8 protein-coding genes are annotated in these 13,772 nt (G+C 60.8%); 6 read left to right on the top strand and 2 right to left on the bottom strand.

What is annotated here, in order from left to right:
* Positions 1-4: 4 nt before the first annotated feature.
* Entirely contained in the window at positions 5-3,961 is a 3,957-nt protein-coding gene (locus IB241_RS21770) for a dermonecrotic toxin domain-containing protein (protein ID WP_192300265.1), read from the bottom strand.
* Positions 3,962-4,178: 217 nt separating this feature from the next.
* On the opposite strand from IB241_RS21770, the gene IB241_RS21765 reads away from it, so the two are divergent.
* The 3 genes from IB241_RS21765 (at position 4,179) to IB241_RS21755 (ending at position 8,065) form a co-directional block, all read left to right on the top strand.
* Complete coding sequence (locus tag IB241_RS21765) at positions 4,179-6,482, top strand: YgiQ family radical SAM protein (protein WP_192300264.1); 2,304 nt, start codon at positions 4,179-4,181, stop codon at positions 6,480-6,482.
* Between the two features lie 222 nt (positions 6,483-6,704).
* Entirely contained in the window at positions 6,705-7,625 is a 921-nt protein-coding gene (locus tag IB241_RS21760) for an NAD synthetase (RefSeq protein ID WP_192300263.1), read from the top strand.
* The gene (locus IB241_RS21755) at positions 7,625-8,065 is read left to right on the top strand and encodes a hypothetical protein (protein WP_192300262.1); all 441 of its coding nucleotides are present in this window, start codon (positions 7,625-7,627) and stop codon (positions 8,063-8,065) included. Before IB241_RS21760 ends, IB241_RS21755 begins: the two co-directional genes overlap by 1 nt.
* Before the next feature lie 15 nt (positions 8,066-8,080).
* On the opposite strand, the gene IB241_RS21750 is transcribed toward IB241_RS21755, so the two are convergent.
* On the bottom strand, positions 8,081-8,569 hold the full coding sequence (locus IB241_RS21750) for an Hcp family type VI secretion system effector (RefSeq protein WP_192300261.1): 489 nt from the start codon (positions 8,567-8,569) through the stop codon (positions 8,081-8,083).
* Positions 8,570-8,756: 187 nt separating this feature from the next.
* Here IB241_RS21750 and IB241_RS21745 point away from each other — a divergent pair, with 187 nt between their 5' ends.
* From IB241_RS21745 to IB241_RS21735, 3 genes are all read left to right on the top strand, one after another.
* Positions 8,757-9,662 carry an NAD synthetase gene (locus IB241_RS21745; protein ID WP_192300260.1) on the top strand — a complete coding sequence of 302 codons (906 nt, stop codon included), beginning with the start codon at positions 8,757-8,759 and terminating at the stop codon, positions 9,660-9,662.
* The gene (locus IB241_RS21740) at positions 9,659-10,153 is read left to right on the top strand and encodes a hypothetical protein (protein ID WP_192300259.1); all 495 of its coding nucleotides are present in this window, start codon (positions 9,659-9,661) and stop codon (positions 10,151-10,153) included. The genes IB241_RS21745 and IB241_RS21740 overlap by 4 nt, the downstream gene beginning before the upstream one ends.
* Before the next feature lie 167 nt (positions 10,154-10,320).
* Positions 10,321-13,611: a DUF2126 domain-containing protein gene (locus IB241_RS21735; protein WP_192300258.1), complete on the top strand. Its 3,291-nt coding sequence runs from the start codon at positions 10,321-10,323 to the stop codon at positions 13,609-13,611.
* Positions 13,612-13,772: the final 161 nt, after the last annotated feature.

The raw sequence follows: 13,772 nt of genomic DNA, 5'->3' as shown, positions 1-13,772 counted from the left end.
CGCCTTACGGCCGGGCAAACAGCGCACGGATGGTGGCTTCGTCGTATTGGTAGTTCCAGCGCAACTCAGTGCCGGCGGGAATGGATTCGCTGGCAAATAATCCGGTGAGTATCATTTGATCCTGTCGGTTGCCGACCTGGGTCTGGACCCTGAATTGTGCCGCCTCAACGTTGTAGCCCGAGGCGGCCTGTCGCACCGGAACATCGGCCTCATATTCAAAAATGGTATTGATCCTCGACAACGCGTTGTCGCCGGACAGTACCGGCTGCGTGTTGAGCGCGTGGGGCGACACAGGCCTCACATCCTTGACGGCCATCAGATAAGGATCTCGGCGCGCGTTCGCCACGAAAAACGGCAGGATGTCCCCTCCATACACGCCCAGCGCTTCGCCCTTTCTCAGCGGGCGCCGCGTGATGACCGTGGCTTCGCCGATCATTGCGGCCTCCTGGGGGAATTTTTGATGAGCGGCGGTGAAGGGTAAAACCTCAAGCTTGTCTTCATACAGGCGCGCGACGTTTTCATAACCTTCCCAGCGAATGTACGGCAGCAGTTGGTCTTTGCTGAATACCGTGCCGGACGTTAACGACTTCCCTTGGGCTTGCATGAGCCGGATCCGCATGGGCTGGCCATTTTCATCGCGCAGGGGGTAGCGGCCACAGTTGGCGCGGTCATAAATACGCCGATAGTTCTGGCTGTACTGGTAGCTGCGCTCGGTGCGCATGTGGGCCAATTCCTGCGGGGTGTAGAGCGCGTTTACAGGACCTTCCTCGGCTGATCCGTAAGGGCTGGACGAGTGTGCCGACTCAAACCCGTCAATGGAGTCGACGCTTTCGAGTGATGGCGCAGGCGAGCCCCCTCCGCCCGGTAATCCACCCTTGGCGGGGTCGATTTCCCAGCCCCCGTCGGCGTTTTTGCGCAGATAGGGCGAGTAGGCCCGGAAACGGCTGCGCGCATCGATCAGTCGCCATCCCTGCGGGTCTTTTTTGATCTGGTAGTAGTTCTGCTTGTCCTGTACGTAATAGCGAAAACTACCGTCAGGCAGTGGCGGCGCTTGAAAGCTGTGGTCAACCAGCCTTGTCAGCCCGGCCGGCGGGGTTGGTTCGGCGAACAAGGGGTCGAGTGGCAACCCTGCCGGGGGCCGGGTTTCGAGGGGAAGGGGCTTGCCGCGCAGACGTGCAAGGCTGCTGGCCATCAGTGACTCGCCGGACTTGTGCAGCGCCTGCTCAAACGAATCCGCACCCGATTGGCGCAGCAGTGCACGCTGCTCCAGGGGGGAAAGTGTTTGCGCGATGGCGTCGGGCAGATCGGTCAGCGGGGGCGTGAGCGTGCCTGGTGAGGCGTGAAGCGCGTATAGCTCGCCCTTGCGGATCAGCGTATGGCTCGAAGGGGCATCCGCGTTACCGATACTCCCCAGAAGCGGCCCATCGGTACTGTCGTCATACACATCAATGCGGCGCGACCCAGGCCAACCGGGTATCTGCTCCAGTGTGTAGAGCATCAATTGCACGCTTTCCCGGCTGCGCAAGGCATCCAGGAAAATACTCGCTTGCAGCTGGGCGACCTTTGCCATCTTGGTGTAGTGGCCTGCTTCTTCGAGCGATACGGGGTCCAGGCCGCCTCCCGCTTGCAAGCGTTGGCGTTTGCTTGCCGGGAGTGTGCGCTCTATCTCTTCAAGATGTCGTTTGGACAGTTGCGGCATCAGTGTGCGCAGACTTTTTTCGGTGGGGGTGACCGCTGCTTCATTGGCCGCGTTGAGTTGGGAAAACAGCCATTGTTTTTTCTGTGCGGCCTGCTCTCTCAATCTGATGGCCAGGTTTTCGGTTTTACTGAAGTAGTCGATAGGCGGGGAGGGCAGCAGATTGTTGAACGCGGTCTGAGGCATTTGCGCCTCTACGGCATGCAACAACTCGCCCTTTCGGAAACGGGCTTCGCTGACCTTGATTTCGACGCTGCCCTGGCCGAACTGCATCACGGTCTGTTGCTGCTGGTCGACCACCTTCAGCCCGTAAGTGGCGGGCCATTCGGGCAGCGAGGTGAGCAGGTGGGCTTGAATCAGCGGCGAGTGAGCCGTCACGGAGCTGCCCTCGGCGCGGCTCAGGTTGAAATCACTGATTTCCTGGTCCAGGTTGAAGTGTGTAACCGTATCGCACAGCAAGGGCGCAGGGCGCACCATCTCTTGATGGGCCTGGCGCAATGTGGCGCTGTCCAGTCCGCTGATCAGCAGGATGGGCTCCACGCACGGCTGGGTTATGTTGGCCGCATCGGGACCCAGGCGCTTGATCAGTTTGAGTGTGTCCCACTCATCTGGCGTTTCGTGTACATGGCGCCAGCCGCCGGTTTCGTTGTTCAGCAAGGGAGGTGAATACGCGTGCGCATCGCTGGGGTGTGACAACTCCCATTGTGTGCCATCGGGTGAGCGCTGAATGGCATGGGGGTGATCATCCAGCTTCAGATACGGCTGCTGTTGGTATTGATAGATACCTTGTTTATCGGCAACCACGTGTTCAGGCAATGTCGCGGGGTGTTGGTAGGGTTCCAGGTCAGAGTGCCAGAGGCGCCAGCCCTGATTGCGTACCTGAACTTTCACGAGGCCCGCCGTAAAACGTCCGGCCTTGATCACGCCGGCGGTCGCTACGGCCATGGCAATGTTATCCACTACGTCCAGCAGGTCATCGAGCGCCTGTTGGCTATCGCCCCGGCTCCAGGCGGCAAAGCCGTTATAGACCGTGCCGATCAATTGAGCGCCGGTAACGACCAGCAGCACTTCGCCGACGATTGGCACGAAGGATGCGGCAAAGAACAGCAGGGTTTTACCCAGGTCGGCATAGAACTGCAGGCGTTTTTGTCGGCTGATGGCATCGACCTGTGCCGTCGGGACCGCGACTTCGCAAGCGTCGCTTTCTATCTGGGAAAACCGTCGCAGGGTGATGGCTTGGAACAGGTGGCCGGTGATTCTGGTCAGGCTCAGCGGTTTGTCCAGGTGCGCTGGCTTGATTTTCCCGGGGGAGCCGATGGGCAGCCAATCAATCCACATGGGCTTTACCAGCAGCAGCGATTCTCGCTGATGCACTGGGGCCAGCCGCTTGAAGAAGGCCAGGTAGTCCGGTTGCATCAGGCGTTCGACCAGTTGAGTTTCCAGGTCCACCATCGAGGGGTGCTGGCGAAGAGCGGCGATCGGGTCTTCGGGGGTGTAGAGGAGCGGTCCGGTTTCTGCCCGGGTGTCAGTGATGACCAGGACGTCAGGCAGCACCACCCCATCAAGCGTCAGGTGAAAGCAGTCGAAGGACACGTGGTGTCCGCGCTCGGAGAGCTCGAGCAATTCTTCGTACAGGGTTTGCGCTATCTCGTTCTTGAGGTAGGCCAGGTGCAAGGCAACGTTGAACCGCTGCTGTTCGTGCTCGCGAAAGAGCGGGCGCACCGACAGATTGGTGCTGATGACTGCGCGAATGTGCTTGAGGTACTGCCCGCCCAGGTCCAGTTCGCGGCAAAAACCGGCGAACTGCGTTGCGGAGATCAACGAAGGAAATCGTGAACCCTGGGTGACGTTGAAAAGCTCGGTCCCGGTCTCCATGCCGCCGTCCTCTGCTTCCGAAGCCTCGAAGTTCTGCAGGGCCGCCTCCAAAAGGGATTGTTCGGTGGTGCGTGCATGGGTGCTTAGCAGCCCGAACAGGTGATGATTTCTCCATTCGCGCACCAGGACCGAAGTCTTCGCATTCAGCAGCGTCAGGTATTCACGGCGCAGCGCCTGCTCGAGTAGCGCAAGAGCGAACGCCTCGGGACTTTGCAGTTGCTTGAGCAGTTCCTGGATCTTGTGCCTGGATAGATTGCTCTTGAGCAGGTTGGCGCGCAGGGCGGCGCGGGTGTCTGCGGGGGAGTCGGTGAGCCAGGTGGGGAGTTGGGTCTGAATGAAGGCGGCGTGGGCGTCGGGTATTGCCGGTGGGGTCGCAGGATTACTGCTCATGTGGGTTTCCATGAAAAAGCGAGTCGGATCCCGACAGCCTATCCAGGGTGTTTCCGGGGGCGGGGCTAGCGGATTAGGCCCTCGCCCCCTGCAAATCCGGCTATGTGTGCGCGCAAAAGTGATACCTGGGTAAAAGCCGACCATTGCCGTCGGAATTGGTCAAAATTTGTGCTATATTCCGCGCCCGCGATTTTTCATCTCAACACCGGTCACCGTCATGCAAACAGCCAAGCCGTTATTTGACTATCCCAAGTATTGGGCCGAATGCTTCGGTCCAGCGCCATTCCTGCCGATGAGCAGGGAGGAGATGGATCAGCTTGGCTGGGATTCCTGCGACATCATCATCGTCACTGGTGATGCCTACGTTGACCATCCGTCGTTCGGCATGGCGATCATCGGCCGGCTGCTGGAGTCCCAGGGCTTCCGCGTCGGGATCATTGCCCAACCGAACTGGCAGTCCAAAGACGACTTCATGAAGCTCGGCGAGCCGAACCTGTTCTTCGGCGTCGCGGCCGGCAACATGGACTCCATGATCAACCGCTACACCGCCGACAAGAAAATCCGCTCCGACGACGCCTACACCCCCGGCGGCATGGCCGGCAAACGCCCGGACCGCGCCAGCCTGGTGTACAGCCAGCGCTGCAAGGAAGCCTACAAGCATGTGCCGATCGTGCTCGGTGGCATCGAAGCCTCCCTGCGCCGCATCGCCCACTACGACTACTGGCAGGACCGCGTGCGCAACTCGATCCTGATCGACGCCTGCGCCGACATCCTGCTGTACGGCAACGCCGAGCGGGCGATTGTCGAAGTCGCCCAGCGCCTGTCGTGGGGCCACAAGATCGAAGACATCACCGACGTGCGCGGCACCGCGTTCATTCGTCGTGACACGCCGGCAGGCTGGTACGAAGTGGACTCCACGCGTATCGACCGCCCGGGCAAGATCGACAAGATCATCAACCCGTACGTCAACACCCAGGACACCCAGGCCTGCGCCATCGAGCAGGAAAAGGGGCCGGTGGATGACCCGGAAGAAGCCAAGGTCGTACAGATCCTGGCCAGCCCGCGCATGACCCGCGACAAGACGGTGATTCGCCTGCCTTCCGTGGAAAAAGTCCGCGGCGATGCGGTGCTCTACGCCCACGCCAACCGCGTGTTGCACCTGGAGACCAACCCAGGCAACGCCCGCGCCCTGGTGCAGAAGCATGGTGAAGTGGATGTGTGGTTCAACCCGCCGCCCATCCCGATGACCACCGAAGAAATGGACTACGTGTTCGGCATGCCTTACGCCCGCGTCCCGCACCCGGCGTATGGCAAGGAGAAGATCCCGGCCTACGACATGATCCGCTTCTCGGTGAACATCATGCGTGGCTGCTTCGGCGGCTGCACCTTCTGCTCGATCACCGAGCACGAAGGCCGCATCATCCAGAACCGTTCCGAAGAGTCGATCATTCGCGAGATCGAAGAGATCCGCGACAAGGTCCCGGGCTTTACCGGGGTGATCTCCGACCTCGGCGGTCCGACCGCGAACATGTACCGCATCGCCTGCAAGAGCCCGGAAATCGAATCCGCGTGCCGCAAGCCGTCGTGCGTGTTCCCCGGCATCTGCCCGAACCTGAACACCGACCACTCTTCCCTGATCCAGCTGTACCGCAGCGCCCGTGCGTTGCCGGGTGTGAAGAAGATCCTGATCGCGTCCGGCCTGCGCTACGACCTTGCGGTCGAGTCGCCGGAATACGTCAAGGAACTGGTAACCCACCACGTGGGTGGTTACCTCAAGATCGCCCCGGAACACACCGAGGAAGGTCCGCTCAACCAGATGATGAAGCCGGGCATTGGCAGCTATGACAAGTTCAAGCGCATGTTCGAGAAGTACACCAAGGAAGCGGGCAAGGAGCAGTACCTGATCCCGTACTTCATCGCCGCCCACCCGGGCACCACCGATGAAGACATGATGAACCTGGCCCTGTGGCTCAAGGGCAACGGCTTCCGTGCCGACCAGGTGCAGGCGTTCTACCCGTCGCCAATGGCTACCGCCACGGCCATGTACCACTCGGGCAAGAACCCGCTGCGCAAGGTCACCTACAAGAGCGACGCGGTGACCATCGTCAAGAGCGAAGAGCAGCGCCGTCTGCACAAGGCGTTCCTGCGTTATCACGACCCCAAAGGCTGGCCGATGCTGCGTGAGGCACTGACCCGCATGGGCCGCGCCGACCTGATCGGCCCGGGCAAGGAGCAGTTGATCCCGCTGCACCAGCCGAGCACTGACAGCTACCAGAGCGCCCGTCGCAAGAACTCGACGCCGGCCGGCAGCCATAAGGTCGCCAAGGAAACCACCACCAGGATCCTCACGCAGCACACCGGCCTGCCACCACGCGGCAGTGACGGCAGCAACCCGTGGGACAAGCGTGAGCAAGCCAAGGCCGCGGCCCAGGCCCGCAACAAGCAGGCCGCCAAGGAACGTAGCGATGCGGCGAAGGGCAAGGGCGGCAAGCCTGCGCGCAAGCCAGTGGTGCCGCGTTGATCGACGCGTGAATATGCAAAACGCCAGCCGAGTGCTGGCGTTTTGCTTTCTATTCGGTGGCGCGCCGGTTTGTTAAGGTGGCGCCCATCAGGCCGCCTTCGCGAGCAAGCCCGCTCCCACATTCGACCGCATTCTCATGTGGGAACTCGGTCAAGTGTGGGAGCGGGCTTGCTCGCGAAAGCGTCAGCTCAGTCACCACCCCATTCAAGGAAGAACACCCCCATGGGCAACCCCCTGGCCGGCATCGGCATGGACTCCAACCGCTCCCAGTTCATGGCGCGCCAGCGCATCGAAAGTGAGATCAACGTACCCCGGCTATTCGCCGCCATCGACGCCGACCCCGCTATCGTCGGCGCCGGCGTGGTGTATATCGACGCCGACTTCAACGTTGTCACCCTGCGCGAATTCAAGCCGATCTGCAGCATCCTGCCCAAGCGCATCATTGTGCGCGAGGCACAGAAATACATCGCGCCGGCACAGTTCGCCGACCAGGTCGTCAACAACCCGCGCGAAGGACGGCTGATCGGCGAAGCCATCAACACCACATTGTCCTGTGGCGGGGCGATCATCGGTTGGCTCGTTGTCCTGAGCGGTACTATCGCCGTGCCGTTCACCGCCGGCGCCAGTTCGGTGATGACCGTGATCGGCTATGCCAGCGCCACGGCCAGTACCGCTTCGTGCTTCTTCGGCGCGTATCGCACGCGCAATGAAATCGTCAACCCAGGCATGAACGACTACCTGGATAACGAAGAGTGGTATCAGACCGCGACAAAAATCATGGACGGCGCGGCCTTGGTCGGCGTGGGCGCGTCGACGCTGACCACGGTCAAACTGATCAACGTCACCCGCGCCTCCACCGGCAAAACCTTGCGCCAGGTACTCAAGGGCCTCAACGGCCAGGAGCGGGAGAAGCTGACCAAGGAACTGCTGAAACTCGCCGACCCGCAGATGTCGACCAAGATGCGCAAGCTCCTGCAACTGCGTGGCGAGTTGACCAAGCGGTTCACCCCGACCCAGCTCAAGCACGCCACCATCGTGCAGATCGGCGACGCCTTCGGCGCCGGGCTCGGCAGCTGGGGGCTGGCTCGTTCGGATAACGTCAAGAAAACCCTGGCGATTGGCTTGTACGAGGAGTCCGAATAATGCGTGGCGTGCCGTCGTTGAAACCATTCCTGCTGGAACATTTCCCATCGTTCATCGGTGTGATTCTCGCAGGCTGCCTGGGCGGCTCTGGCGCTATTTCCCTGGCTGCCAGCACCTACTTCGCCGACGTGCCGATGGCTACCAACGCGACGGTGTCGTGGTTCGTGGTGCTGTTTGCCGCGCTGTTCGTGACCCTCAGCAACATCCTGGTCGTGCGCGGGCACGCCTGGGCGGTGTGGGGTATGGTCGGGTTTTTCGTGGTGTGTCTGCTGGTGACCCTGCCGACACTGGCCTATGGCCCCCACTGGTTTATCTACAGCGAATGTCTGTTCTGGCCACTGTTGGGGTTGTTGCTGATCAACGGCAAGGGCTATCGGGCGATGGTGGGCAAGCTGGTGGATGTGCGCCGCTTGCGTGAGGCGGCCAAGGCGGGCCTGTAGCCTTGGCTCGCGTGGTCAGATTTTCACGTTCTGACGAATGTTCCAACCGTATTTCACCGCACCGCCGTCCTTGCCGCCGTCGGCTTTCTGCGGTTGGTAGCTGACTTCGACGCTGGCGAAATTCAAGCCGATGACCTCTGTCAGTTCGTCGCTGTTTTTCACCGCGTCGGTTTGGTAGGACGTCACCATCACCTCCTTCAAGGTGATCACCAGATACTCCACCGCACTGCTGCCACCGGCCTTGCGCACCACCAGCCGCGCTTGCGGGTAATGCTTGCCGGTGGAGCAGGCCATCATCAGGTTGGGTGAGGACTTATCCATCACTTTCGAGATGGACAGGTTCTCGATATTGACCTTGCCCGCACCACCGCCGCTGCCGCTATGCATCGAGCCTGTCTGCGACATGCCCCAGCCCCAGCGGCTGATCTCGATTTCATCGCGATGGGCCTGATCCCTGGATTCGCCCTTGATGTCGCCCAACTTCAAAAACATATCAGTTGCCATTGTCGTTCCCTGTACTGGTGTGCGCCGGTAGTGGCGCGGGGCGTACTTTTTCTTATTCGGGACATGGCCTACAAGACGCTACACCGTGATCAGGAAGTGCCTGTCCCGATAAAGCGAAGCTTCTGACATTTTTACGCGATGCCCAGTCTTTACCCTCTGCGCTCTTGTGAAAAACCGGAGTAAAGGGATGACTTCCAGTGTGTTGAAAGACGGATTCCCCAGTGCGCACTTGACGACGCGGCAGTGGGTGGAAAGCACGATTGATCTGCGTAAGTTGTTTGCCGCCATTGATGCTGATCCGGCGGTTGTCGGTGCTGGCGTGGTGTACCTCGATGCGCAGTTGCGGGTGATCGTGTTGCGCGAGTTCCAGCCGATTTGCAGCGTTGTGCCCAAGAAGGTGATTTTGCGGGAGGCGCCCAGTTATGTCGGGCGGGTGGAGTTTGCACGGCGGTTGGCGAATGAGCCGCGAGAGGCGCAGGTGGCGTTTGAGGCGTTGAATGCGGGGTTTGCGTGTACGTCGGCGCTGATTAGTTGGTTATTGATCGCGGGTGGTTCTGCGCTGAGCCCATTTACTTTTGGGGCTACTGGCGTAGCGGCGGCGATCAGCGTTGTGGGAGCGTCGGCCAGCAGTATTCAATGTTGGATGGGCATTCGCCGGACTGCAAATGAAAGGGATGACCCAGCACTCAACGACGCTTTGGATAGCGATCCGTGGTATCAGGCCGTAACGGCCGGCTTGGATGCGGCTTCGTTATTGGGGGCTGGTAATGCGGCGATGTCGACGATTCGATTCGTCAGCATGCTTAAAAAGGCAACGGGGAAAAACACGCAGCAGGTACTCAAAGGGCTGAATCGTCAGGAGCGGGTAAAGCTCACCAGGGAGCTACTGAGCATCAACCATCCGCAAATGAGCCGGAGAATGATCAAGTTGAAGCAAATGGCAGGCGAGATGCCAAAGCGCTACACCTCGGCACAGGTCAAGCGAGGGACCCTCATGCAGATGCTTGATGCCCTTGGCGGTGCATCGAGTGTTGCCGGCAGCGTACGTTCTGGGATCATTGCGGTTGGGCTGCATGAGGAAACCTCAGAATGAGACTTATCGAAAGGAAATCACTCATACCGCGAGGCCCTTTTCTAATTCGGTATTTCCCCGTATTCGTTGGCGTGATTTTTTCGGGCATCTACAGCAGTGCTGTCGTCGTGGTGATGGTGGAGAACTATTATTTGCCGTCGCTATCGAACGCTGCTGCTGAACAAGCCGGCGTGGTGCTAGCCCTCTTTATCACACTCTGCAATGTCATGATTGCCTATGGATTTCCAAGGGGCGCCTGGGGCATGTATAGCCTTTTCATCACTTGCCTATTGGTTGCTGTGCCAGGTTTTATTTTTTTGCCGATCCCCGTCTTTTATGTGGATTGCATTTTTTCCTCGGTACTTGGCCTACTGCTACTAAGCAGCAAACGCCACCATGAAATGCGTGCCAAATACGTAGAACTTCGCCATATGCGCCGCAAAGTCACGGTGGCCATCGAGAAACGACGCAAACACGAGCGCGCAATCATAAGAATAAAGAAACCGAGGTAATCCCCCACACCCGCCACAAATATGTGCAACTGTTGCACCAGGGCACCTACGTTGGCGCCGTTTTGGTGCTGTACTGCACCGGGCCGTACGACAAAGTGCAATGACTGCCGCGCTGGCATAAGTCTTGCGCGCGTCAAACCCCATGCTCTGGCTCGCAGGAGGCCGCCGTGTCGATTCATGTCGCGTTGCACCACGTTACGCATTACCGCTACGACCGCGCTGTCGAACTCGGCCCGCAGATCGTGCGTTTGCGCCCGGCGGCCCACAGCCGCACGCGGATTTTGTCCTACGCGCTGAAAGTGCTGCCCGAGCAGCATTTCATCAATTGGCAGCAAGATCCCCAGGGCAATTACCTGGCGCGTCTGGTGTTCCCGGAAAAGACTGCCGAGCTGCGTATCGAAGTCGATCTGGTCGCCGAGATGGCGGTGTTCAATCCGTTCGACTTTTTCCTCGAGCCCTACGCCGAAAGAATCCCTTTCAGCTATGCCGCCGATGAGCAGCGCGAGCTGGCGCCGTACCTGGAAACCTTGCCGTTGACGCCGAAGTTCGCCGCCTACCTGGCCGGTATCGACCGCACACCATTGCCGGCGGTGGATTTCCTGGTGGGCCTCAACCAACGCCTGGCTGCCGATATCAGCTACCTGATCCGCATGGAGCCGGGCGTGCAGACCCCGGAGTTCACCCTGGAAAACGCCTCCGGTTCCTGCCGTGACTCGGCGTGGCTGCTGGTGCAATTGCTGCGCAACCTGGGGTTGGCGGCGCGGTTTGTGTCTGGCTATCTGATCCAGCTCACCGCCGACGTCAAAGCCCTCGACGGGCCGTCCGGCACCGAGGTGGACTTCACCGACTTGCACGCCTGGTGCGAAGTGTATTTGCCCGGCGCGGGCTGGATCGGCCTGGATGCCACCTCCGGTCTGTTTGCTGGTGAAGGCCATATCCCGTTGGCCTGTAGTCCCGATCCATCGTCTGCCGCCCCGATCAGTGGTTTGGTGGAACCGTGCGAGTGTGAATTCACCCACGAAATGTCGGTTGAGCGGATTTGGGAGGCGCCGCGCGTCACCAAGCCCTACACCGAAGAACAATGGCTGGCGATCCAGGCCCTCGGCCGGCAGATCGATGGCGACCTGCTCAAGGGCGATGTGCGCCTGACCATGGGCGGCGAGCCGACCTTCGTTTCCATCGACGACCCCGACGGCGCCGAATGGAACACCGCGGCCCTCGGCCCGGACAAGCGCCGGCTGTCTGCCGAGTTGTTCCAGCGCCTGCGCAAGCACTACGCGCCCAAGGGCCTGGTGCACTTCGGCCAGGGCAAGTGGTACCCCGGCGAGCAATTGCCGCGCTGGTCGCTCAATTGCTACTGGCGTCGCGACGGCGTACCGATCTGGCACAACAGCGCGCTGATCGCCGATGAACAACAAGACTACGGCGCGGACGGCGCCATGGCCGGGCGTTTCCTCGCCAGCGTCGCCGAGCGCCTCAAACTGCCGGCGCGTTTTGTATTCCCGGCGTTTGAAGACAACTTCTACTACCTGTGGCGCGAAGGCGCGTTGCCGCAAAACGTCACCGCCCAAGACCCGCGTCTAAGCGACGACCTGGAGCGCGAACGCCTGCGCAAAGTGTTCAGCCAGGGCTTGGGCAAAGTCATCGGCCAGGTCCTGCCGCTGGCGCGTACGGCTGCCAACGACCGCTGGCAGAGCGGGCGCTGGTACTTGCGCGATAACCACTGCCGCCTGGTGCCGGGGGATTCGCCCTTGGGCTATCGCCTGCCATTGGCGTCGCAGCCCTGGGTGACGGCGGCGGAGTATCCGTTTGTGCACCCGACGGACCCGAACCAGGATCAGCCGGAGCTGCCCACGACCGCCCAGTTGAACAGCCACGGCGAACCTGCGCCGAGCGATGAGCGTACGCCCAGCGTGGACGAATCCGCCGACTGGCTGACCCGCACCGCGTTGTGCGCCGAAGCGCGGGAAGGGCGCCTCTACCTGTTCATGCCGCCGCTGGAGCGTGTCGAGGATTATCTGGAACTGGTCGCCGCCATCGAGGCCACCGCCGAAGAGTTGCATTGCCCGGTGCTGCTGGAGGGGTACGAACCGCCTGCCGATGCACGCCTGAGCAACTTCCGCGTGACGCCGGACCCGGGTGTGATCGAGGTCAACGTGCAGCCGTCCGCCAGTTGGGACGAGCTGGTCGAACGCACCGAATTTCTCTACGAAGAGGCGCGGCAAACCCGCCTGACCACGGAAAAATTCATGATCGACGGGCGCCACACCGGCACCGGCGGCGGTAACCATTTTGTACTCGGCGGCGCGACGCCCAAGGACTCACCGTTCCTGCGCCGACCTGATCTGCTGCGCAGCCTGATCAGCTACTGGCATAACCATCCTTCGTTGTCCTACCTGTTTTCCGGGCTGTTTATCGGCCCGACGTCCCAGGCACCACGGGTGGATGAAGCACGTAACGACGCGTTGTATGAACTGGAAATCGCCTTCGCGCAAATGCCTGAACCGGGTGAAGAGTGTCCGCCGTGGTTGGTCGATCGCCTGCTGCGCAACCTGTTGATCGACGTGACCGGCAACACCCATCGCGCCGAATTCTGCATCGACAAACTCTATTCGCCAGACGGCGCCACCGGCCGCCTGGGCTTGCTGGAGCTACGCGCGTTTGAAATGCCGCCCCATGCGCGCATGAGCCTGACCCAACAATTGCTGTTGCGTGCCCTGGTCGCACGGTTCTGGCGCGAACCCTACGCGCCGCCAAAGCTGGCGCGCTGGGGCACCGAGTTGCATGACCGCTTCCTGCTGCCGCACTTTATCGAGCAGGACTTCGCTGACGTGATCGTCGAACTCAACGCCGCCGGCTACCCGCTGCGCGCCGAATGGTTTGCCGCGCACCTGGAGTTCCGCTTCCCCAAGGTCGGCGACTACGCCGTCAGCGGTATCGAACTGGAACTGCGCCAGGCCCTCGAACCTTGGCACGTACTGGGCGAGGAGGGCGCGGTGGGCGGCACGGTGCGCTATGTGGATTCGTCCCTGGAGCGCCTGCAAGTCAAGTTGACCGGCCTGGCGCCGCAACGCTACCTGCTGACCTGCAACGGCATCCCCGTGCCATTGCAGGCCACCGGCCGCGTGGGCGAGTTTGTCGCCGGCGTGCGTTACCGCGCCTGGCAACCGGCCAACTGCCTGCAACCGACCATCCCGGTGCATGCGCCGCTGGTGTTTGATTTGCTGGATACCTGGATGCAACGTTCACTGGGCGGCTGCCAGTACCACGTCGCCCATCCGGGCGGGCGCAATTACGACAGTTTGCCGGTGAATGCCAACGAGGCGGAGAGTCGGCGGATGGCGCGGTTTTTCCGCCTTGGGCATAGCCCAGGGAAGCTTCCGGTGCCGTCCCTGGTGATCAATGATGAATTGCCAATGACCCTGGATCTACGACGCTTCCCCAATAAAAATGACTGAACGCAGTTCAAAATGTGGGAGCTGGCTTGTCGGGTCGCCGCATCGCTGCGATAGCGGTGTACCAGTCGATACTTCTGGTGACTGACCCACTGCTATCGCAGGCAAGCCAGCTCCCACATTAGACTGTGGTGAATCCGACCTTCTTTGCCTCTGCCGAGCGT

Source organism: Pseudomonas sp. PDM05 (assembly GCF_014851685.1).
GTDB lineage: Bacteria > Pseudomonadota > Gammaproteobacteria > Pseudomonadales > Pseudomonadaceae > Aquipseudomonas.
Note: the sequence above shows the minus strand (reverse complement) of the source record. Positions and strands in the feature narration are given on the sequence as shown.